This is a genomic window from Streptomyces sp. SCSIO 30461 (assembly GCF_037023745.1).
Taxonomy (GTDB): Bacteria; Actinomycetota; Actinomycetes; order Streptomycetales; family Streptomycetaceae; genus Streptomyces.
Genome location: NZ_CP146101.1, coordinates 2426048 through 2448537, shown reverse-complemented (window position 1 = coordinate 2448537; position 22490 = coordinate 2426048). Strand labels below are relative to the sequence as shown.

General features: G+C 68.9%; 15 protein-coding genes and 4 pseudogenes. 7 read left to right on the top strand and 12 right to left on the bottom strand.

Annotated elements, in window-relative coordinates; all coding sequences use genetic code 11:
* Positions 1 to 65: 65 nt before the first annotated feature.
* A complete protein-coding gene (locus V1460_RS10930; RefSeq protein ID WP_338673556.1) occupies positions 66 to 722 on the top strand; it encodes a TetR/AcrR family transcriptional regulator in 657 nt (218 codons plus the stop codon).
* A gap of 226 nt (positions 723 to 948) precedes the next feature.
* Here V1460_RS10930 and V1460_RS10925 read toward each other — a convergent pair.
* A pseudogene (locus V1460_RS10925) lies at positions 949 to 1200 on the bottom strand (transposase family protein); the annotation flags it as partial.
* A gap of 661 nt (positions 1201 to 1861) precedes the next feature.
* On the opposite strand from V1460_RS10925, the gene V1460_RS10920 reads away from it, so the two are divergent.
* Complete coding sequence (locus tag V1460_RS10920) at positions 1862 to 2413, top strand: methyltransferase domain-containing protein (protein WP_338673555.1); 552 nt, start codon at positions 1862 to 1864, stop codon at positions 2411 to 2413.
* A gap of 399 nt (positions 2414 to 2812) precedes the next feature.
* On the opposite strand, the pseudogene V1460_RS10915 reads toward V1460_RS10920, so the two are convergent.
* Both V1460_RS10915 and V1460_RS10910 read right to left on the bottom strand, forming a co-directional pair.
* A pseudogene (locus tag V1460_RS10915) lies at positions 2813 to 3139 on the bottom strand (transposase); the annotation flags it as partial.
* 8 nt (positions 3140 to 3147) lie between these two features.
* Positions 3148 to 3234: pseudogene (locus V1460_RS10910) on the bottom strand (transposase family protein); the annotation flags it as partial.
* Between the two features lie 335 nt (positions 3235 to 3569).
* On the opposite strand from V1460_RS10910, the gene V1460_RS10905 reads away from it, so the two are divergent.
* On the top strand, positions 3570 to 5147 hold the full coding sequence (locus tag V1460_RS10905) for a DHA2 family efflux MFS transporter permease subunit (RefSeq protein ID WP_338673554.1): 1578 nt from the start codon (positions 3570 to 3572) through the stop codon (positions 5145 to 5147).
* Positions 5148 to 5301: 154 nt separating this feature from the next.
* Positions 5302 to 6648 (top strand): nucleotide sugar dehydrogenase, encoded by a 1347-nt coding sequence (locus V1460_RS10900; RefSeq protein WP_338673553.1) that lies wholly within the window; start codon positions 5302 to 5304, stop codon positions 6646 to 6648.
* Between the two features lie 514 nt (positions 6649 to 7162).
* Here the strand turns inward: V1460_RS10900 and V1460_RS10895 are convergent.
* Positions 7163 to 8089 (bottom strand): endonuclease/exonuclease/phosphatase family protein, encoded by a 927-nt coding sequence (locus V1460_RS10895; RefSeq protein ID WP_338673552.1) that lies wholly within the window; start codon positions 8087 to 8089, stop codon positions 7163 to 7165.
* Between the two features lie 260 nt (positions 8090 to 8349).
* Here V1460_RS10895 and V1460_RS10890 point away from each other — a divergent pair, with 260 nt between their 5' ends.
* Together V1460_RS10890 and V1460_RS10885 are read left to right on the top strand one after the other, a co-directional pair.
* Positions 8350 to 9030, top strand: coding sequence for a TetR/AcrR family transcriptional regulator (locus tag V1460_RS10890; protein ID WP_338673551.1), 681 nt, complete (start codon positions 8350 to 8352; stop codon positions 9028 to 9030).
* Positions 9031 to 9196: 166 nt separating this feature from the next.
* Positions 9197 to 11140, top strand: coding sequence for an alkyl sulfatase dimerization domain-containing protein (locus V1460_RS10885; RefSeq protein ID WP_338673550.1), 1944 nt, complete (start codon positions 9197 to 9199; stop codon positions 11138 to 11140).
* 362 nt (positions 11141 to 11502) lie between these two features.
* Here the strand turns inward: V1460_RS10885 and V1460_RS10880 are convergent, their stop codons facing one another.
* From V1460_RS10880 to V1460_RS10845, 8 genes are all read right to left on the bottom strand, one after another.
* Positions 11503 to 13047, bottom strand: a complete 1545-nt coding sequence (locus tag V1460_RS10880) for an MFS transporter (RefSeq protein WP_338673549.1) — start codon at positions 13045 to 13047, stop codon at positions 11503 to 11505.
* Positions 13048 to 13256: 209 nt separating this feature from the next.
* Positions 13257 to 13967 (bottom strand): GntR family transcriptional regulator, encoded by a 711-nt coding sequence (locus V1460_RS10875; RefSeq protein WP_338673548.1) that lies wholly within the window; start codon positions 13965 to 13967, stop codon positions 13257 to 13259.
* 126 nt (positions 13968 to 14093) lie between these two features.
* Entirely contained in the window at positions 14094 to 15095 is a 1002-nt protein-coding gene (locus V1460_RS10870) for a proline racemase family protein (RefSeq protein WP_338673547.1), read from the bottom strand.
* Between the two features lie 67 nt (positions 15096 to 15162).
* Positions 15163 to 16065, bottom strand: coding sequence for a dihydrodipicolinate synthase family protein (locus V1460_RS10865; protein ID WP_338673546.1), 903 nt, complete (start codon positions 16063 to 16065; stop codon positions 15163 to 15165).
* Positions 16066 to 16174: 109 nt separating this feature from the next.
* The gene (locus V1460_RS10860; protein WP_338673545.1) at positions 16175 to 17644 is read right to left on the bottom strand and encodes an NAD(P)/FAD-dependent oxidoreductase; all 1470 of its coding nucleotides are present in this window, start codon (positions 17642 to 17644) and stop codon (positions 16175 to 16177) included.
* Complete coding sequence (locus V1460_RS10855; protein WP_338673544.1) at positions 17625 to 17939, bottom strand: (2Fe-2S)-binding protein; 315 nt, start codon at positions 17937 to 17939, stop codon at positions 17625 to 17627. The genes V1460_RS10860 and V1460_RS10855 overlap by 20 nt, the downstream gene beginning before the upstream one ends.
* A complete protein-coding gene (locus V1460_RS10850; RefSeq protein ID WP_338673543.1) occupies positions 17936 to 19210 on the bottom strand; it encodes an FAD-dependent oxidoreductase in 1275 nt (424 codons plus the stop codon). Before V1460_RS10850 ends, V1460_RS10855 begins: the two co-directional genes overlap by 4 nt.
* A 55-nt stretch (positions 19211 to 19265) precedes the next feature.
* Complete coding sequence (locus tag V1460_RS10845) at positions 19266 to 21641, bottom strand: collagenase (protein WP_338673542.1); 2376 nt, start codon at positions 21639 to 21641, stop codon at positions 19266 to 19268.
* 402 nt (positions 21642 to 22043) lie between these two features.
* Between V1460_RS10845 and V1460_RS10840 the strand changes: the two are divergent.
* Positions 22044 to 22469: pseudogene (locus V1460_RS10840) on the top strand (M24 family metallopeptidase); the annotation flags it as partial.
* Between the last annotated feature and the right edge of the window lie 21 nt (positions 22470 to 22490).

The following is a 22490-nucleotide window of genomic DNA, read 5'->3' as shown; positions in this document are numbered from 1 at the left end:
GCACTTATGAAACGGACGGTCCAATACTTGCTGCCTCGTCGCGCCCCGTTCGCTACGGTGGAGCCATGGCCAGACCACGCACGTTCGACGAAGAAGCGATCCTGGACCGCGCGATTCTCCTCTTCTGGCGCAAGGGCTACGAGGCCACAGCCATGAGCGACCTGGTGGAGGATCTCGGCCTGGGACGCAGCTCCATCTACGCGGCCTTCGGCGACAAACACCAGCTGTTCGTGCGCGCGCTGACCCGCTACCTGGACCGCCAGGACGCCCTACTCGCCACCGCCCTCGACGCGGACGGCCCCGCCCTCGGTCAGCTGCGCGATCTCCTCGGGCGACTGCTCGCTACGGACGAGGTCTGCGGCCCCGCAGGGTGCTTCAGCGTCAACAGCATCGCCGAACTGCTCCCTCACGACGGCGAGGTCGCACGCCTCGCACAGCGCAGCCTGAGCCTCGCCGAGCAGGCGTTCACTCGGCAGCTCGAACGCGCCGCGCACGACGGCGAACTCTCCACGGCGATCACCCCGCACAGCGGCGCACGGCTCCTGCTCACCCTGATCCAGGGCGTGCAGATCATCCGCAAGGCCGACCCCGACCCCGCACGCGCCGCCGCCTGCCTGGACTCCGCCTTCGCCCTCCTGACCGGGAAGGCCACGCCCCTCGAACCGGCCGGCACCGCGTTCGACGTGGGTCCCCGCCCCCTCGACGGGGTCCACGCCGGGTAAGGCGGGCAGCAGGAAGATGGGGATCGCCGAGGTGAGCCCGAAAGGGGCCACTGGGTGACTCTCGAAGCTTTCGGTTTTCTGTCCTGGGAGGTTGCCGGATGGTCGGGCAGGGCTTGTGCGGCTGCTCTGCGGAGTGCGTGACCCGGTTCGACGGATCCCGGCCCACATGCGCGGACCGCGCCGGGAGGAGCCGCAGGGCCGGGGCTCCGTCGTTCTCGCGATCGACGGTGGAAACGATCCGCCGGATCGTCGACCCGCCCGGTGCGATCCGTGCGTTCAGTGAGGTCAGCAGACGTGCGCCAAGCCGGGCCAGTGTCCCCTGCGGCGCACTGCGAGCCCACTGCCCGATCGCCGCGTACGACCGCGCGCCCGCCACCACGGCGGACGCCAGCGTCAGCAGCACCGCCACGAAGGGGTGACGTACTCCCCGGCGATGGCGCGGGGCCGGAAGTCTGACCAGCCGTTCAGCCAGCGACATCCCCGAACACACTGCCATCGAAGGCGACTTGACGAGACATACGGTGGCAGACTGACGGCACATCGGGGCTCCGGTTCTGAACGGCGACTGGCAAGGCCATCCGTCCACAACGGGAGCCCCGATCTGTTCGTAGCGGTCCTCAAGTACATCGTCACCACGCCGTGACCAGCATCTTCACCCGCCCGGCAGGACTTTGAAACAGCCCTGCCAACCGACCCCACCGATCAGCAACCCTCAAGATCTCCGGCTGTAGCTCTCGGACTCCGCTGACCAGCGCAGACCCAGGGCTTGATCAAGTTCCCTGGCCGACGGATCCGGGCTGAGGCTGTAACATATAATACGAGCATCTATCGAAGTTCTACGGCATTGCGGTCGGCACTTCAAAGCAGTAATCAATGGAGTACGAAACTGCCGAACTTTGCCGCATCGAATAATGTCGACTGTCAGCTTGCCGTCAAGGACGAACTCACGCAGCGCGAACCACATCCCGTGGGTCCGGTTGCCGCCCACCAAGGAAAACCCCAATCGCATCGCACATGTCAAGGGGGTCCTCGTCTTGGCCAGCGCCAGAAACAGCAAGCCGGCAAAGACTCGCGGTAGCTCGCGAACCGCAAGTATGCCGCATATTACCCGATACAGCATGTACAAGCGGTTGAGGTCCGTGATCGCCGACGTCAGCGACCAGCACGATGCTGCCGGGATGTCTGTGCTGGCCATCGGGGATTCGTTGCAGCTGGCTCACCAGCTAGGTCTCAGTGCCGCCGGCATCACGAAAGCCGACTATCCGGAATTCAATATCCTCTCGCTGCCGATGACCGATGACAGTTTCGATGTGGTGCTCAGCGATCAGGTTCTGGAACATGTGGCAGGCGACCCGTTCGTCGCCGTCCGTGAGAGTGTCCGAGTGGCGCGGCCTGGCGGCTACATCATCCACACGACGTGCTTCTTCAACTCCATTCACTATGCACCCGGCGACTTCTGGAGGTTCACGCCGGACGGACTCCGCCTGCTGTGCAAGGACATCGCGGAGCCCGTCGAGGTCGGTGGCTGGGGAAACCTCACCCTCATCCCGATCACCGGCCTGGGGCTGCGCTTTCGGCCGGTCCCCGCATCGCGCTGGCACCCGTTGCACTGGGCTGCGGTACGCAACAACCCGCTGTGGCCGGTCAGCACATGGCTCGTGGCCCGAAAGCCTGCTTTCGCTGCACCCTGACCTCGATCTTGCATGAGGGTCCGTCAGCTTGCTGACGGACCCTTTCGGCTCGTTCGGGGCGGAGGCTCGTGCAGGTGGGCAGGCTGATTGCCCGGCTATCGCGTCGGGTGGGCGCCGGGTTCCACCGCTCCGGTCGGGTGGTGCTGCTCGTGGGGACGGGATGCTGCTGGTCAGCCGGGGTTCGGTAGGGCCGTGAGTCGTTGCAGGGCTTCGGTGATCACGTCGGTCCGGGGGCCAGTGCCCCGCGAGACGGAGGATGCGGCGTCGCCCGGTGGTGATGAGCTGGGCGGCGGCGGAGAAGAGACGAAGCCGCAGGCGGCGGGCCCCAGAGGCGGGCATGGCCGGTGAGGGCGAGCATCGGCATCCAGGCCAGCAGGTCCAGGGCGATCTGGACGATCGCGCCGCGTCACCAGCCAGCTTCCATACGTGTTCGCGTACTCCGGACCGGGCCCTGCGCAGCGCGGTCAGGGCCCGCTCCCCGCCTTGGGCGAGCGTGTCGATGAGCCGGGAGACCTCCGGATCGGAGGCCATCGGCCCGAACGCGTCCGGCTCCGCACGCAGCATGCCCACGCCCCCAGGCAGTCCCCGCCCAGCGCGACCGCGAGGGCGACGTCCAGGAGGACCTTCCCCGGGCCGTGAACCGCCCGCGGCTTGCGCCACGGGGCGAGCGCGGTGGATATCGCCTGATTCAAGTCCGGTCTTGCGGATCGTCTCCGCCGGCGGCACGGCCCCTGCCTAAGGGCTGCCGTGGTGCCGACGCCGAACCCCGCGGCGAGCTGGGCGTAGGTGTGTCCCATCCGCAGACGGGCGAGGGTGAGCAACTGTCCCGATGGGACAACACCGGTCTCATCCACAAGCTCGGCCCCGGCCTCTATGCAGCCACAGCCTGGACCTCAGCCCCCCGCCACCAGCACGAACAGGCTAACTACCCGGCCTCGGGGCGGGGCCCGAGGGTCCCTGCCCCGTCACCACACCCGCTGACCAGCCCATTTCACCCTCCAGCACAGGATGAAAGAGGTTCAATCAGAGTGAGACGGCATAGGCGGCCCACAGGTCCGCCACATCCTGGACGCGAACCCCATGAGTTTCCGATCAATAAGATGTGATGGTGCGTTACCAACGGAAACAGGCGCGTACTCCGTGGACGCGAGATCAGGTGGCGACGCTGGTAGCCACCGGGATCGGTCTGTTCATGGTGCTCCTCGACGGGGTGATCGCGAATGTGGCACTGCCGGAGATCCAGCGGGATTTCGGTGTAGGTGAGTCCGGCCTGCAGTGGGTGGTCACCGCGTACACCATCGGGATGGCCACCTTCATCATGGCCGGAGCCACCGCGGCCGATCGCTTCGGGCGAAAACGCCTGTTCATCCTGAGTCTCACCGCGTTCACCCTCACCTCCCTAGCGGCAGGTCTGGCCCCAAGCCTCACCGGCCTGACCCTCGCCCGGGCGCTACAGGGGGTCGCTGCCGCGACACTGAGCGTGACATCGCTCGCCCTGGTGAGCGCGGCCTTCCCCCAGAAGGGCGAGCGGGCGAAGGCCATCGGTTTGTGGATGGGCGTGGCGAACGTAGCCGGCGTTCTGGGACCCACGGTCGGTGGTGTCCTGACGGAGACCCTCAGCTGGCGGGCCGTCTTCGTGATCAACGCACCCATTGCCGTGCTCGTACTGGCTCTGACGTTCTGGCGTGTCACCGAGTCCCGCGGAGAGCGTCAGCGCGGATTCGACTGGGGTGGCCAGCTCCTCTTCATCGCGGCCATGGGATCACTGTCCTATGGGATCATCCAGGGCCAGGAGGATGGCTGGGGGTCGACACTGATCCTGACCCTGCTGACCATCGGCGCGACCTGCTTGGCAGTCTTCGCCTGGTACGAGTTCCGGATGCCCAGCCCGATGATGGATGTCAGGCTCTTTGGCAACCGGATCTATGCCGTGTCCATGGTCACGATCTTCTCAGCATTCTTCGGCGTGTACGGAATGCTGTTGATCATCACGCAGTACTTCCAGAACATCGAGCGCTACTCACCGGAACTGACCGGGCTGCTGATCCTGCCGTCAGCCCTGAGCTTGATGGTGTTGTCACCGATCGCCGGTCGCCTTGCCCAGCAATTCGGTCCCCTGCCGGTCGCCAGGATCGGGCAGCCCCTCCTGTTCGTGGGGCTCACGACCATCGCCCTGGGCATGCCCATCTCGGCTTCCGTAGTCGCAGCGGGTCTCTTGCTCACGGGCGCGGGTGGGGCTTTGGTCGTCGCGCCGATCACCACCTTGGCCATGACCGCAACGCCAGCGGACCGGGCCGGGATGGGGTCGGGCATCATGAGCGCCCAGCGGGCCGTCGGCACCACCTTCGGATTCGCGGTCACCGGCACCATCCTGGCGACCTGGGTGGGCAGCACACTCGACGCGTCCCTGCGCGAGGCGATCCCCGAGGCCGCAGTTCGCCGGGCAGTCGTCAGCCAGATCGTCGACGAGGCCGACCCCTACGCCTACACGGCCGAGGTCAGCCCCCGAAGGCCGCTTCCCGCACCCACGCCCGCCCAACGCGAGGAGATCGTGAGTGCGGCGAGACAGGACTTCATCGACGGCAGTCGGCTCGGCGTCGGTGTCGGCGCGGCATTCTGCGGGATAACCGCCGTACTCCTCTGGACGGGCACCGGCACGGGGCAAGGCAATCAGAAGCCGGCTTCCGGCGGGAGGCGCGGAGATGCAAACGCCCCGCACGGTACGGGTGAGTGACGCGTCCACTCGCCGGTCGGCACCCTTGATGGACAGGGGCGCGGCTCACTCGTATGAGCGGTAGGAATTGGACTCTCTGTCAGTTCCACGGGAGATTGAGGTGCGCGTATTGGCGTGGGGGCATGGGTTTGGTCCAGCGGGTTGTGAGGCAGGAATGCGGGTCGCGGTTGTCGGACAGGGTTACGTGGGCGTGACCGGAGCGGTGGCTCTTGCCTCACACCGTCATCGGGTGACGGGCATCGAGCAGCAGCCGGGACGGCTGAGGTCTCTTCATGCCGGCCGCGCCCCGGTGGTGGAGCCTGGCCTGCAGCAAGAGCTGTCCCTGGCGCTGGAGACGGGGCGCCTGCGCTTTGCCGAGAGTCTCGCCTCTGCCCACGCACACGAGCCGTTCGACGTCGTGCTGATCACCGTCGGAACCCCACCGGCCGAGGACGGCTCCGCGGACCTGTCGCAGGTCACTGCAGCGGTGACGGAGGCCGCCGCCTTGCTGCCCGCGCCGATCGTGGTGCTCAAGTCGACCGTGCCCCCCGGTACCAGTGACGCCTTCCTCGATGCCTTCCCACAGCTACGGCAGCGCTACGCCTACAACCCTGAGTTCCTCAACCAAGGCAGCGCCTTGGACGACTGGAGCAGCCCGGCGAGGGTTGTCGCCGGAGTCTGCTACGAGCCGGTGGTGCGGGTGCTGCGCGAGCTCTACGGGTCGCCAGCCTGCCCTTGGGTGATCACCACGCCAGTAAGCGCGGAGCTGGCCAAGTACGCCAGCAACTCCTTCCTCGCCATGAAATTCAGCTTCGCCAACGAGGTGGCGCGGCTGTGCGGGGGGCCGGAGACGAACGTCGACGACGTCCTACGCGCCGCCGGCTGCGACCCGCGGATCGGGCATGCCTTCCTGCAGCCGGGCCTGGGTTTCGGGGATTCCTGCCTGCCCAAGGACACCGCTGCTCTTCAGCGATGGGCCGACGACCTTGGCGTGGCGACCCCGCTGCTGGACGCGGTCATCGAGATCAACCGGACCCAGCCCCTGCTCGTCATCGACACGCTGTGCACCGAACTCGGTGCCGACCTCGCCAGCAGCCAAATCGCCGTCCTGGGAGCACGCTACGAGCCCTGGAGTGATGGCATGCTCGCCGCGCCCAGCCGCACGATCATCCCTCAGCTCGTCGACAGGGCGGCAGGTGTACGGATCTGGGAGCCCGCCATCGCCGGGGAGGAACTCGGCCGGCTCTTCCCCGGCGCTCTGGCATACACCGATATGCGCAGCGCGATCCAGGGCGCTCGGGCGGTGGTGGTACTCACCGAATGGCCCGAGATCATCGAAGCCGACTGGGGTGAACTTGTCACCCAGCTCGCCGCCCCCGCGATGATTGTGGACGGCAAGAACTGTCTCTCTCCTCAGACCATGGCCGGCCTTCCTGTGGCCTACCACAGCACTGGCCGACGCCTCCCGGTTCGCATCGGCATCCGTCCGTCCCCCGGTGTCGACGATCCCGTAATCATGTGACGGACGCCAGTCGGCGGTTCGTCCTGTCCGGGCAGCACGGAGGAGCAGATGCTCCACGCCGATTCCCGGGTGCCTTCGCGTACGCCGATGACGGGCATCCCCACCAGGTGCGCGCCGCCCAGGAAGCCGACGTACGAGGGGAACGAGGTGAGGATCACGTCACGAGAGTCCTTGCACAGCGTGCGCATCACCAGAACCATCGCCTCCTGGCACCCAGCGGTCACCAGGACGGATTCGGCGTCCGTGGTGATCCCCTCGTCGATCTCGAGATGTCTGGCGCATCCACGTCTCGCACTGCCCGGAACGGTCTTCGTCGATGGCAACAGGTCGGCACTCCACACTTGGTGAAGGGGTTCACCACACGGAGGGGCGGCACCGCGGGAATCGGGAGAGCGATGACCGAGGGATGTTCCGGAATGACTCGGTCCTGGGTCAACCGACAGCGAAAGCGGGCGGTGCCTTCCGGGGTTCACCGCCCGCCTCCGTGACAGCCCGTGGTGTCTCGGCTCGTCGGCTACCGGAGGGTGTAGGTGAACCGGGCGGTCGCCGGGTGGTGGTCGGAGAGCGGATCACCGCCGGAGTCGAGGAAGGACGCGTACTCGTTGTTGTAGTACGTCGCCTTCAGCTCGATACCAGACCCGCTGCGGTAGAAGATCTTGTCGATGACCTCGCAGGAGGTCTCCGTCTTGCAGGTCTTCGCGTTGTCGTCGACGTCCGGGGTCTTGCCGCCGTTGATCAGCTCCACCCAGGCGTCGGTGAAGCCGTTGTCGTCCCGGAGCTCGCGGATGATGTCGCCGGAGCGGGTGTAGCGGCTGTTCATGTCGCCCATGACGATGACGGCGTTGCCGGCCGAGTGCTTCCGGATGTACTCGGAGAGCTGCCGCGTGTTGTCGCGTCGGACGCGCAGTTCCTTCTCGGAGCCGGACCCCGCGTTCATATGGGCGTTGTACAGGTCGAGCTTCGCACCACCCGGCAGTTCGAGCTGGACATAGCTGAACCCCTTGGGGGTCAGGCAGTTGGTGCCGGTGCACTTGTCCCAGCCCTCGCGGTCCAGGTTGCTCTGCTTGAAATCGGTGAACGAGTTCAGGCCGTCGGAGAACGGCACTCCGAATATCCAGCCCTTGGCCGAAGCCTTGGTCCGGTAGGGGTGCTCGTCGTACTTGCGGAGGTCGTCGTCATAGGCGAAGTCCTCCTGGACGTTCACCACGTCGTAGGCGTTGAGCCGCGGCGAGATGAGCTTCGTGTTCTTGTCCGGATTGCTGCCGGACAGCGGCTCGGGGAGGCCCGCGACGTTGTAGGTGAGGACGTTGAACGTGCCGGTCACCGACTGGGACGAAGCACCGGCCTGCGCCGCGGGCATCGTCGCCATGGCCGTTGCCGCCGAAACCACGGCGACGGCGATGACGGCGCTTCTGCGCTGGGTACGAAGTCTGGACACCATCTTGCCCTTCGGGGGTTTTCCGCCGGAATGCTTCCGGAACGGATGCTGACACGAGCAAACACTGCCTGCTCATCACCGTGGCGGTGATGAACTTGCCTACGAGTGAAGCAATATGACGGTGCATCGGGAGTTTTGTAAACCGTTCGGCGTAGCTGCCTCCAAAGGTGCCGACCGACGCCCGACGCATGACGCCGGACCCGCGGGAGGGGCCTGGCGCGGGCTCGGACGGCGGGAGTGTAGCGGCTGAGACCATGTGCCACGTGAACGCACGAGACGAGCGAGACGAACCGCCCACCGGAGCCCGCGCCACACGCGGGACGGGACGGCGGCCCCGGTGGCGGCGCGACCCCGAGCGAACCAGTGCGCTGCTGCTGGACGCGCTGCTGGACCTGGTGGCAGAGGGTGTGCGCAAGCCCACCGGCAAGGCCATCGCGGAGCGGGCAGGAGTGTCGGAACGCACCGTTTTCGTCCACTTCGCCGACCGGGAGGCGCTGTACACGGCAGCCGCTGAGCGGCAGGCGGAGCGCTGGCGGGCGCTGGCGGAACCGGTGCCACCCGGGCACGCCACGGCGTACAAAGTGCGCGTCCTCGTGGCACAGCGGGGCCGGATGTACGAGCGGATGACGCCGATCCGCAAGGTGGGACTGGCCCTTGAGCCGGACTGGGCCGGCCTGCGCCGGGTGATGAGCCGGGGTGACACCTGGCTGCGGGACGACCTGGCACGGACTTTCGAGCCGGAGCTGCGGCGGATGCCGGGAGCACGCCGGGCGGGCGGACTGCTCGACTCCCTCGAGGCCGCCTTGTCCTGGGCGGCCTGGGACCATCTGCGCAGTCGGCGGGGCCTGGGCGAGGCGGCGACCCGCTCGGCGATGGAGCGGACCCTGCGTGCGCTGCTCGGCGACCCGCCGGACGCGGCAGCGGCCCCGGCGTCGACGCCCTGAGCGGCACAGTCGGTGATTCACAGGCAGAACCTGCGTCACACATCTTCTTTTGATGCACTCCAACTGCAATAGTGGCGCCCCGCTCTTGTTGCAGTCCTACTGCACTACGGTCCGGCTTCGCCCACCGGGGACCTGGCCTGATCCTTGCGAGAAGGGAACGTGCACCATGACCTCGATGGACCGGCGCGGCTTCGTCGCCGCAGCGGGTGCCGCGACTGCGGCCGTCGCACTGAACCCGCAGACCGCCCAGGCGTACTCCGGGCAACTTCACGCAGGCGCCGTCTCGGCGACGCGCACCGACGGTCTCCCCCACGACGACAGGCAGGACTTCAAGGACGCCGACCGCGGCTTCATCGCGGCGTTCACCGGTGGTGCGATCAAGAACAAGGCCGGTGCCACCATCTGGGACACGGACGCCTACGCCTTCCTCTCCAAAGCGGGCGACACACCGCCCAAGAGCGTCGACAAGAGCCTCTGGCGACAGGCCCGACTGGTGGCCAGGCAGGGCCTGTACAAGGTCACCGAGCGGATCTACCAGGTCCGCGGTCTCGACATCTCCAACATGACCATCGTCGAGGGCGAGACCGGCGTCATCGTCATCGATCCGCTGATCTCAGCCGAGACCGCGGCCGCAGCACTGGCGCTCTATCGCGCCCACCGGGGAAACCGCGCCGTCAAGGGAATGATCTACACCCATCCGCACCTCGACCACTTCGGCGGCTGCCGCGGGGTGCTGCCTGATGGCGGCCCCGGGATTCCCGTACTCGCGCCCCGGGGCTTCATGGAGCACGCGGTCAGCGAGAACGTCTACGCCGGTCCCGCCATGGTCCGTCGGGCCTCCTACATGTACGGCACCCTGCTGCCCAAGGGAGCCGACGTCCAGGTCGGCTGTGGACTCGGGCTCACCGTCTCGGACGGAACGGTCAATCTGATCCCTCCCACCCAGTACATCAGCGCCACCGGTCAGGAAGTCACCGTCGACGGGGTGCGCATCCAGTTCCAGATGACCCCGGGGACCGAGTGCCAGGAGGAGATGAACTTCCTCTTCCCCGATCTGCGCGCGGTGTGCATGGCGGAGAACGCCACCCACACCATGCACAACATCATCACCCTGCGCGGAGCCCAGGTCCGCGACGCCCACGCCTGGGCCGGCTATCTCACCGAGGCCATCAGCCTGTACGGGGGCAAAGCCGATGTCGCCTTCGCCTCGCACCACTGGCCGACATGGGGCAACGACAGCATCGTGGAGCTGCTCGGCCAGCAGCGGGACCTCTACGGCTATCTGCACGATCAGACGGTCCGTCTGATGAACAAGGGAATGACCGGGTCGGAGATCGCGGAGACGCTCAGGCTGCCGCCCGCGCTGGAGCGGGCATGGGCTGTCCGCGGCTACTACGGCTCCGTCAGCCACAACGTCAAGGGGATCTACCAACGCTACATGGGCTGGTTCGACGGCAACCCCGCCAACCTGTGGAGGCACCCTCCCGTCGAGGAAGCCCGCCGGTATGTCGCCTGCATGGGCGGTCAGGGCGCGGTGCGCTCCCGCGCCGAGCAGTACGCGCGCAAGGGCGATCTGCGATTCGCCGTCACCCTGCTCAACCACGCCGTGTTCAACGACCCCAAGGACACCCGGGCAAAGCGCCAGCTGGCCGAGGTCTACACCAGACTCGGCCACGCGTCCGAGAACGCCGTGTGGCGCAACTTCTATCTGACGGGTGCGCAGGAACTCACCAAGGGCGTCGGCAAAGCGAAGGGGCAGGCGTTCGGCCCGGACGTGTACGCGTCACTCACGATCGGACAGCTCATCGACGGCATGGCCGTCCGGATCAACGGCCCCAAGGCATGGGGCCTGAAGCTGGCAGTCGACTGGCATATCGGCGACGACTACTGGCACCTGGTGCTGACCAACGGAGTGCTCACCTGGACCAGCGGCACCAAGCCCGGCCCGGCCGCCGGACTGACCATGACGATGACCAGGGACCAGTTGCTCGTCATGCTGCTCACCAAGTCGACCAAGGGCATCACCATGACGGGCAATCCGCTGCTGCTGGTCACACTGATGGCGGTGCTGGACGAACCGGACATGCACTTCGCCATCGTCACCCCCTGACCCCCGGCCGGGTCGCCCCGGCACGCGGGGCCGACCGCCATCCACCGGCGGCCGGCGCGAGGCGCGTTCCCGGTGCTGGGCCGCCGGCTGGGGCGTGTTGCGAAAGTCCCTCCTGACCCGCGACGCCTGGCACGCACGCTCGCTGCGTTGCCGGAGTCATCCACGTACGTCCAGTACGAGGATGATCCTCCGCCTTGCGATCGCACGCACCAGACGCCGCAGGCCCCGCCCTGCGGGCGGACGGAGCTACTTTCGCAACACACCCTGGACCGGTGTACCCGCGTTGGCCGCGAAGCCGCTGCCGCAGGCCGCGGCGATGTTCGAGGCGTCGAGGATGGTGGCCGACAGCTCAACCGGTTGACTCATGGGCTTCCGCTGCCGCGGCCGTTGAGGCGTTCGATGTCGGCAGGGCCGAAGCGGACCACGAACAGCGCGATCAGCGCGGCTACCGCCGTGAAGACGGCAGCGACGGCGAAGACGGCCGTCGCACCGGAGGTGAGGACCGCGTCGGCGTAGGGCGCCGGGAGTCGGCCGGTGTGCGCGTAACCCAGCTTCTCCGCGGGGGTGGCCCGGCTGAGGAAGACCGGAGCCTGAAGGGCCGCCTCCCGGCCTGCGGCCGCACCGAACACCGTGACCAGTACGGCGAGCCCGAGCGAGCCGCCCACCTGCTGGTGCGCGTTGAGCAGACCGGACCCCGCACCGGACTCCCCGGCCGCGACGCCGGAGAGCGCTGTCACGGTGATCGACACGAACTGCAGGCCCATGCCCAGGCCGAACACCAGCATCGGCCCCAGAAACGCACCGGCGTATGTCGAATGGGCGTCGACACGGGTCAGCCAGATCAGGCCGGCCGTCGCCAGCAGGGCACCGGCGACCAGGAAGGGCTTGGGCCCGTACCGGGGCAGCAGCCGCGCCGTGGTCCGCGCCCCGACCACGATGATCGCGCTGACCGGCAGAAAGGCGAACCCCGCCTGGAGCGGGCTGAATCCCAGCACGTTCTGCACATGGAGGGAGAGGAAGAAGAACATGCCGAACATCGCCGCCGCGAAGCTCAGCATCATCGCGTAGGTCCCGCGGCGGTTGCGGTCGGCGAACAGTCGAAGCGGGATGACCGGCCGTCTGGAACGGCGCTCGACCAGGGCGCACAGACCCAGGGTCGCCGATGCCAGCGCGAACGACGCGATCGTCAGCGAGTCCGACCACCCGCCCCGTGCCGCCCGGATGAAACCGTAGACGAGCAGCACCATCCCGACCGTGGCGGTGAGCGCGCCCGCGATGTCGAAGGTGCCGGACTGGCGCCCGGACTCCCTGATCCATCGCGGCGCGGCGAGGACGGCGAGCATTCCGATCGGCCCGTTGACGAAGAACACCCAGCGCCAGTCGAGCCATTCGACGATCACACCGCCCGCCACCAGACCGAGTGCTCCCCCGGCGGCGGACACGGAGGCGAAGACACCGAAGGCCCGATTGCGCTCGGGGCCTTCGGAGAAGGTCGTACTGATCAGGGCGAGGGCGGTCGGGGAGGCGACGGCGGCGCCCGATCCCTGGAAGGCGCGGGCGGCGAGCAGCGCCCCCGCGCTCTGCGCGAGCCCCGCGGCCAGCGAGCCCGCGACGAAGAGCAGCACTCCACAGACGAAGACCCTGCGCCGCCCCAGGATGTCCCCCATCCTGCCACCGAGCAGCATCAGCCCGCCGAACGCGAGGGTGTATGCGCTGACGACCCACGACAGGTCGGTGGTGGAGAAGCCGAGCGAGCTCTGGATGTGCGGCAGCGCGACGTTCACGATGGTGATGTCGAGCACCACCATCAGCTGGCAGGACGCGATGACGAGCAGCGCCAAGGCGCTCCCACCGTCCCGCGCCGGGGCGGTGGACCGCGCTGCTGGGGCGGATCTCGGGCTGGTCATGGCGTGGTGCGGGGCCCGGCGGGCGTGCATGGCCGGGGTCGGCGGGCGGGGCCGGTGGCTCCCGGCCGACTACCGGTGAGAGGCCGGGAGCCGGTGGATGCCCCCGCGCCTGTCACTTCGACCGTAGGCCGCGGCAAGGGCCGCCGCGAGTCGGCGGCTGTCTTGCCGACGTCTTCGCGGGTGGAGCGCCTGTGATCGCCGGGATCGGGTCAGCGGCTGCCGCGGAGGTGCCGCGGCCGGGGTTCCACCGGTTCGTCCCGGGCCTGGGCCCAGAGGGAGCGGACATGCCCGAGGTGGCGGGCCATGCACTCCTGCGCTCCCACCGCGTCACCGGCGCGCATCAGATCGAGCAGTTCCACGTGCTCCTCCGCCGACGCGACCAGCTGACCGCGCTCGTCCAGCCTGGTCAGCCCGTACAGCCGGGAACGCTTGCGGAGGTCTCCGACCGTCTCGACCAGTCGCTCGTTCCCCGCGAGGGAGAGCAGGCCGAGGTGGAAGCGGCGGTCCGCGTCCAGATACCCGATGAGATCGTGTTCCCGCGCACGCGTCACGATCTCATCGGCCACCGGCCGCAGCTCTTCGAGCTGCTCCACCGTCGCGATGTCGGTGACCTTTCCGATGGTCGGCACCTCGATCAGCGCACGCAGCTCGGTGTACTGGTCGAGGTCCCGCTCGCTCACCTCGGTGATCCGGAATCCCTTGTTGCGGACCGGTTCGACCAGGCCCTCGCGCGCGAGGTCGAGCATGGCCTCGCGCACGGGTGTGGCGGAGGTGCCGAAATCGGCCGCGAGCCCGGGAGCGGAGTACACATGGCCGGGCCGGAGCTCGCCTGCCACAAGAGCGGCACGTAGTGCGTGGGCGACCTGGTCACGCAGCCGCGCCTGGGCCGTGATCAGGGTGAACTGCTTTGGGTCGCCCATGGCATGCCTCCGTGAATCCGCGAAGAGCCAGAGTACAATGTGACGTTTGCTCGGCGGGGCCCTGCCATGGCCTGCACTGCTGTCCGGCACGCATCGCTGTCACGGCCGGCGTCGCTGTCGTGGCTGTCACAGGAGGAAGCCCCCGGGGAACGGATCGGACGGGTCGAGGAAGTACTGGGCCGTGCCGGTGATCCAGGCCCGGCCTGTGATGGTGGGTACCACGGCGGGCAGTGCGCCGACGGTGGTCTCCCCGACCAGCCGGCCGGTGAACTCCGTTCCGATGAAGGACTCGTTGACGAAGTCACGGCCGACGGGCAGCTCACCCCTGGCGTGGAGCTGAGCCATCCGGGCGCTGGTGCCCGTGCCGCACGGGGAGCGGTCGAACCAGCCCGGATGGATGCCCATGGCGTGCCGGGACCGTACGGCGTCGGAGCCGGGGGCGGCGAGATAGACGTGCTTGACCCCGGCGATGAGTGGGTTCTCGGGGTGGACGGGGCGGTCGGTGGCGTTGACGGCGTCCATGACGGCGAGTGCGGCGGCCAGCAACTCGTCCTTGTGGGCGCGGTCGAAGGGGAGCCCGAGGGCGTCCAGGGCGACAATGGCGTAGAAGTTGCCGCCGTACGCCATGTCGTAGGTGATCGAGCCGTGGCCGGGCACCTCGGCCTTGCGGTCGAGGGCGAGGCAGAACGCGGGCACGTTGGTGAGCGTGACCGACCGGGCCGCCCCGCCCTCCACCCGCACATCCGCCGTCACCAGTCCGGCGGGAGTGTCGAGGCGGACGGTGGTGACCGGCTCGCTGACGGGCACCATTCCCGTCTCCACCAGGACGGTGGCGACACCGATGGTGCCGTGTCCGCACATCGGAAGCACCCCGGACACCTCGATGAACAGCACACCGTAGTCGGCGTCCGGCCGGGTGGGGGGCTGGAGGATCGCGCCGCTCATCGCGGAGTGGCCGCGCGGTTCGTACATGAGCAGGGTGCGGATGTGATCGAGGTGCTCCGTGAAGTACGTCCGCCGCTCGGCCATGGTGGCACCCGGGATCACCCCGGCACCGGCGGTGACGACCCGGGTGGGCATGCCCTCGGTGTGCGAGTCGACGGCGTGGAAGACATGGCGGGTGCGCATACGGTCCCTTCTTCTCCTCGGTACAGCTGCGGGCATCGGCAGGTCGTCGGTCCAGCCGGCCGACCGATCAGCGGTGGCCTTCGGCGAGCGCCTTCTCGGTGGCCGCCCGCACGGCCGTGTCCTGCTCCGGGTCGAGGGAGCGGCGCGGCGGACGGGTCGGGCCCCCGGGGCGCCCTGCGAGGTCCATGGAAAGCTTGATCGCCTGCACGAACTCGGTCTTGGAATCCCAGCGCAGCAGTGAATGCAGGGACTTGTAGAGCGGTAGCGCCACTTCCAGGTCCCCGCCGACGGCGGCGTGGTAAAGGTCCGCACACACCCGGGGCAGCGCGTTGGGGTATCCCGCGATCCAGCCGACCGCACCGGCCACGGCCAGTTCGAGCAGCACGTCGTCCGCACCGATCAGCAGGTCGAGCCCGGGTGCGAGTTCGGCGATCTCGTAAACACGCCGCACATCGCCGCTGAACTCCTTCACGGCGACGATGCTCTGCTGGGTGTGAAGCCGGGAGAGCAGTCCGGGGGTGAGATCGACCTTGGTGTCGTGGGGGTTGTTGTACGCGACGACGGGCACTCCTGAGCGCGCGACCTCGGCGTAGTGCGCCAGCACCGTCGCCTCGTCCGCGCGGTAGGCGTTGGGCGGCAGCAGCAGCACGGAACCGGCGCCGGCTTCGGCCGCCTGGTCGGCCCAGCGGCGCGACTCGGCGCTGCCGTAGGCGGCGACCCCCGGCATCACACGGCTTCCATCTCCGGACGCGTCGATGGCGGTACGGACCACACGGGCGCGTTCGTCGTCGGTGAGGGTCTGGTACTCGCCGAGGGAACCGTTGGGTACGACCCCGTCGCAGCCGTTGGCTATCAGCCAGGCCACATGGTCTGCGTAGGCGTCGTAGTCGATGGAGAGGTCGTCGCGCAGCGGAAGGGCGGTGGCGACCATGATTCCGTGCCAGGGGCGGGTACGAGGTGCGAGTGCCATATCCAACTCCTCTTGTACGGTGTGACATTGCATAGGTGGGCGGTTGTCGGTGTCAGCGGATTCGCTCAGGTCGATACGGGTGCGGGTGCTACGCGTACACCGGCGTGCGTCAGGGTGGATCCGGTGGCTCGGCGAGATGGCCCAGCGGGACCGGACACGACAGCGGGCGCCGGTGCGCACCGGGCTCCGCCGCCAGGCCGGAACCGGTCAGACAGGCCACGGCAGGGCCACACATGCGCCCCTGGCACCAGCCCATCCCGGCGCGCGTGAGCAGCTTCACCGTCCGGGTGTCATGCGCTCCGAGCCCGCCGACCGCCTCCTTGATCAACCCGACCGGGACCTCCTCGCAACGGCACACCGCGGTGGCGTCGGTGAGCCACCCGGTCCAGCCGGGGCCCGGACGGTGAGCGGCGGCCATCAGATCCGCGAAGGCCCTCAGCCGGGCACGGCGTACGGCCGCCCGCGCGATGTCCCGCCGGGGGCCATCGGGAGTGCCGTGCAGGTCACTTGCGATCGAGCGTCCCGCCAATTCTCCTTCCACCAGGGCGAGTTCGACTCCGCCGATGCCACCGGTCTCGCCCGCCGCCCACACCCCCGCCACCGAGGTGCGTTGTCCACCGTCCACACGCAGCGCCACACCGCCGTCGGGAGTGGGGCGGGTGGCGCAGCCGAGTTCCATGGCGAGTTCGAGTTGCGGCACGAGACCGTGCCCGACGGCAACCGCGTCACAGCGAACACGCCGGTCGCTGCCCGGCACCGGACGCCAGCCGCGGTCGAGCCTCGCCAGCGTGACGGCCTCGACCCGCTCGGCGCCGTGGGCCGCGATGACGGCGTGCCGGTTGAGCACCCGCACACCCCGTCTCAGCAGGGCACTCGCGTGAACCGCCGCTTCGGCGAGCTTCCCGGGGACCCGCAGCAGTGTGGGCCATCGGCGGGCATAGGCGGCGTAGCACGACGCCTCGGCGACTACGGGGACCTTGGCCCCGGCCGCCGTGAGCGATCCGGCGACGGCGAGCAGCAGTGGCCCGCTGCCCGCGACGACGACGCGCCGACCGGGGAGCACCAGACCCGACTTGAGCATGGCCTGCGCGGCTCCGGCGCCGATCACTCCCGGCAGGGTCCAGCCGGGGAAGGGAAGGTGACGCTCATAGGCTCCGGTGGCCAGAAGTACGGCACGAGCGTGGATCAGGACGGGCCGCTCCTCCTCCACACGGGTACCCGCCAGGGCGTGGAGCCGCCAGCCAGGCATACCGCCGTCCCCGCCGGCGCCCTCGGGGACCACCGTCCAGACGTGATGGGCGGGGAAGTACCGGATGCGGCCCGCTTCCCGCAGCGCGCGCAGCCTGCGTTCCAGATCGGCGTAGGCGCTCCAGCCGTGATGCAGTGCCTCCGGGCGTCCGGCTCCGAGTGCGGCTGCGGGCTGACGGTAGAACTGCCCTCCCGGCCGCTCTCCCGCGTCGAGCAGCGCCACTCGCAGTCCCAGCTCGGCGGCTGTGACAGCCGCCGCCAGACCTGCGGGCCCCGCGCCGACGACCGCCGACTCGTATGGACCTCCGGCGTCACACGGCGAGGTCGTCATGGCCGGTGCCCTCCTGTGTGGTGATCGCGTCGCCCGGGCGCGCGGGCACCAGGCATGCCCGTTGGTTGGGGCGGCCGTTGACGGTGGCGAGGCAGTCGTAGCAGGCGCCGATGCCGCAGAAGACCCCGCGCGCCGCGCCGTTCACACGGGTGGTACGCCAGGAGAGAATGCCCGCGGCCCAGAGCGCCGCCGCGACGGTCTGCCCGGGAAGCGCTCGGACGGAGCGTCCGTCGAAGGTGATCTCGTACGGGGCGCCGGGTTCCGCCCGCACCAGGGACGCCGGGGTTCTGGTCACAGCGCCGCTCCTCTCTCGTCGTCGGGACGATCCGGCCGATCCGGACTGATGGGGTCGCCGGGGTGGCCGGGGTCGTCGGGGTGGCCGGGTCGGCGGGAGCCGGGCGCAGCCCGTTCGCTGAACCGGTCCGGCCGGAACGGCTTGAGATCCAGTTCCTGTTGTCCGCCTCCCAAGACGCCGGCGATCAGCAGCCCGGTGGCGGGCGCCAGTCCGATGCCGGCACCCTCATGTCCGCAGGCGTGCAGCAGGCCGGGCACCCGCGGGTCGGGTCCGATGACCGGTAGATGGTCGGGGAGATAGGGCCGGAAGCCGTGGTAGGCCCGCAGCACCCGAAGGTCCGCGAGTACGGGAAACAACTCCCGCGCCTGTCCGGCGAGTCGGCGCAGTGCTTCTCGGGACAGGCTCCGGTCGAAGCCCACCCGTTCACGGGTCGCGCCGATCAGGACCGGTCCCGCCGGGGTGCCCTCGACGACAGCGGAGGACTGGAGAGCCGCTGAGCCGCTGGCGACATCGGCGATGTAGTCGGCGGCGTACACCTTGTGGCGTACGACGCGTGGCAGTGGTTCGGTCACCAGGACGAAGCCCCGCCGGGGCAGTACGGGCAGCTCGGTGCCCGCGATCCTGGCGACGGCTCCGCCCCAGGTGCCCGCGGCGTTGACGACGGCGGGGGCGAGCAGCCCGCCGCGGGCGGTGCGTACCCCCCGGACGGCGCCGTCGGGTGCGGTGAGCACTCCGGTGACTTCCTCGCCCAGCCTGATGACAGCGCCGTGTTCACGTGCCGCGGCGAGCAGCCGGGCCGCCGCCCTGGCGGGCTGGATCTGCGCGTCCTGGGGGTAGTGGAAGCCGCCCGCGAGTCCGGGTGCGAGATGCGGTTCCAGCTCGTGGAGCCGGTCGGCGGGGACTTCGCACGCGGTCACACCGGCACCTCGCTGCCGTTCGGCGAAGGCACGCAATGCGCCGAGGGCGGTCTCGTCGGGAGCCACGACGAGACCGCCCTTGGGTTCGTACTCGGTGTCCGGCGGGAGGACCTCGGCCAGTTCACGCCAGAGCCTGACGGACAGCAGCGCGAGATCGAGTTCCGGTCCCACCTCCTTGTCGGACACCAGGAGGTTCCCTTCCCCCGCACCGGTGGTGCCGCCCGCGACCGATCCGCGGTCGACCACAGCGACGGCCAGACCGGCGCGGCCGGCGTAGTACGCGCAGGCCGCGCCGACGACACCGGCACCGATGATGACGGCGTCCAGGAGGCCATGGGACTGGGCATTGGACACGACAGTAATATGTCACATGTCATGCGCGCGAGGAAGAGATGCCGCCGACCAACACTCAGCTGCGCAGCGGCCCTTCACACTGGTAGGCCGAGGTACCGGCACGCCCGTTGGACCAGATCTCCACCGGTCCGAAGGAGCAGTTCATATCGGCGAGGTTGGGCGAAGCCGGCGCCGAGCGGTCGAGGATGAAGTAGTCGACCGTCTCGGACATGTCCTTGAACACCAGGTCCGGGTTGCCCGCGTCGGAGAGATTGGCGGTGATCCGGCCCGTGCAGGTGAAGCGCCGCTTGCCCGGGTCGCCGTTCTCGGTACAGGCCGGGTCTCCGTACATGGCGGTGGCGAGGGCCGTGCGGACCGCCTCCGCCGAGGTCTGGGCGAGCCGGTCGTTGGTGATGTACGAGGTGTCGGGCACGAACAGGTCGTCCACCTTGGCGATCTGCGCGTCCAGGAAGGCGTCGTACGCCCGCTGGACGGCGGGGTCGCCACCGAGGCGGCTGCGCCAGGAGTCAAACCCTGCGACATCGTTCCTCCGCAGATACCCGTACATCTCCCGCAGCAGCGAGGGGCGTTCGGTCCACAGGAACTCGAAGAACGTCCCCGCGTAGTCGTAGAAGCGGAAGCCGTCGCCGTCGTAGGTGGCGTGCAGCAGCTGGTTCACGCTCATTCGCGGACCACCGGACGCCGTGTCGTCGATGACGCCCTGCACAAGGGACTTGCGGACCGCGATGCCGTTGTCGCGGGTCGCCCCGTCGAAGAACTCCGCCGTGCCCTCGTCCATCGCGGTGGTGCGGTCGCCGCTGTACCAATCACCTTCACCGAAGTAGCCGGGAACCGCCCAACGGCCGTTGAGGTAGTGCGTGTACTCGTGCCGGAAGAGCTCCTCGAGGGTGAGCGAGGAGTCCTGCGGCACCCGGCGCTGGTACGTGTAGAAGGTGGCGCCGCGCTCGATGTAGATGCCGCCGTTCTCGGTGCCCATTCCGGTGAGGATCGGGTGGTGGACCTCGTAGTCGGAACGCGAGGCGTACAACACGATGTTGAGCGAGGTGTTGGTGTCGCCCGCGAGCGGCTGCTCGGTGCCGAGCACCCGGTGGAACTGCGCCTTCACCTGCTTGCTCGCGTAGTAGAGCTGGTCGACGGTCGCCCGGTCGAGCGCGGTGCGGACCTTGATGGCGCCGTTGTCGTAGCTGAAGGTGTTCGGGAAGATCCGCCGCTCGATGTCCTCCTTGCACACCCCATACGGTTTGCAGGCCTGGTAGAAGCCCAGCCAGCCGACGAGTGCCGCCCAAGGGCGGCCGCCCTTGCCGAAGTTGGACTCTGCGACCGGGAGCAGCGAGCCGAGGTCGGGCACGATCCGCTCCTTGAGCGCCGCCACCTGACCGAAGCGTCCGTACTCGCTGAGCGCGTCGCGTACGACCCACTCATTGGGGGTGCCCTTGAGATGGGTGTAGTCGGCGAAGGCGCGGAAGGCGGCCCGGTAGGAGGCGTTCTGCATGACGACGTTGTGGAACGCGGTGTCGTTGTTCCCGGGGTAGACACCCAGGTAGTTCACGGAGAGCGCGGCCAGCGCCGCACCACCCCATGAGGGGTCGTCGTACTGCCCCTTGTGGTACTTGTCCATCGTCGCCAGAACCTTCTTGACCAGCCCGAGCTGGCTGTGCCGCAGCCCCGGTGCACTGCCCGCGTACAGCGCTTCGCGCAGGGTCTCGGCATTGGTGCGGGTGACCTGGAAGGTGCGGGACGCGGTGCCGAAGTCGTTGACGGCACGCCGCAGGACCTCGGTGGTCGGGATGTCGGTGATGTCGATCTCGGGACGCGAGAAGTCGTGGTAGGCGACCGCGTGGAGGTAGGTGAACATCTCCAGCAGATGCGTGCCGTTGCGGCCGTCGTGGCGGGCGGCGAGCCAGGAGATCCGGCGGCCGACGGTCTGGACATGGGCGTCGGACATGACAGGCACCAGTCGGGCGTCCCAGGTCCAGACGAGGTCGCGGAGGCAGCCGTCGGCCGTGACGGCGGGATCGGCCAGGAAATCGGCGAACTGCTGGGGGTTCAGCCCGGTGACGCCGTCGAGCGTGCAGGGCACCCCGGCGGCGGTGCGGGCCGTCGCCGCACGGGACCTCACTCCGCTCCCCATGCCTTGCCGTCCCGGGACGCGCCCATCGGCGAGCTCGCCGGGCGCGGAGGCGGGCGCCACGGAGCGCTTGGGTGCTTCGACCAGGCGTTCGACCTCGTCATGGGGGTTCGGGGCGCGGGTGGGCGCCGGGGCAGGAGCGGGACGCGCCGCCGCCGGGTGACCGAGCTGGGTCGCGGCGGCGGTCGGGACGGTGGGCGCCAGCAGAGTGATGGCGAGGCCACCGGCGACGGCGCCGGTGAGCAGTGGCCCGCGCAGGGCCGCGGGCACGGATATGGGCAGCACGGATCTTGGCTTTGACACCGAGAGCTCCTGATGTGGGAGGTGATGGGGCGTGCGGCAGTGCGGTCACCGCGAACCGCCGTGGCGTGGAAGGGGATTGGCCGAACCGGACGGCGCGATGTGACCCGTAACATAGTAATGTGAAATTGCACTGACAAGGCCTCAGTGCGACTCTGTTTCCAGGGAGCCCGTATGTCCGAGAACGTCCCCCGCCCCGGCGCCCCCGGCCCCGAATACCCGCACCGGCGTCCCCGCCGGCACCCGCTTCGGCCCGGCGACGGGCAGTCACGATCTCGCGGTGTCACCCGAGTTCGTCGCTCTCATGCGTACGGGATGGGCGCCGAGCCCGTTGCCCGTGGATGCTCGGGTACCCGCCCATGACGTCACCCCGGCACGGCGGGAGCGGCTCTCCGCACTCTTCCCCGGGCGGGCATCGCCGCGCTCAGATCCGGTTCGCGGTTCCGTGACTTCCACGGCGCCTGTATGCGGGTGATCGCCGACGGCCTCGCGGAATGGGGCGTGCTCAAGCACTCCGACGGCGATCTGCACCGCCGCTACACGCTGTGCGGCAGCGGCCATATGCTCGGGCTCGATGTGCACGACTGCGCGTCGGCGCGCGCCTCGGCCTATCCCGACGGACTCCTGGCGGAGGGGCAGGTGCTCACGGTCGAGCCCGGACTCTGCTTCCAGCCGGACGACGAGACCCTGCCCGCCGAACTGCGCGGTATCGGCGTACGCATCGAGGACGACCTGGTCGTCACGGCGGAAGGGGCCAGGCTGATGTCGGGTGCGCTGCCGCGCACACCGGACGCTGTGGAGGAGTGGATGGGCTCACTGCTCGAAGCCTGAGCCCGACACGGCACCCGGGAC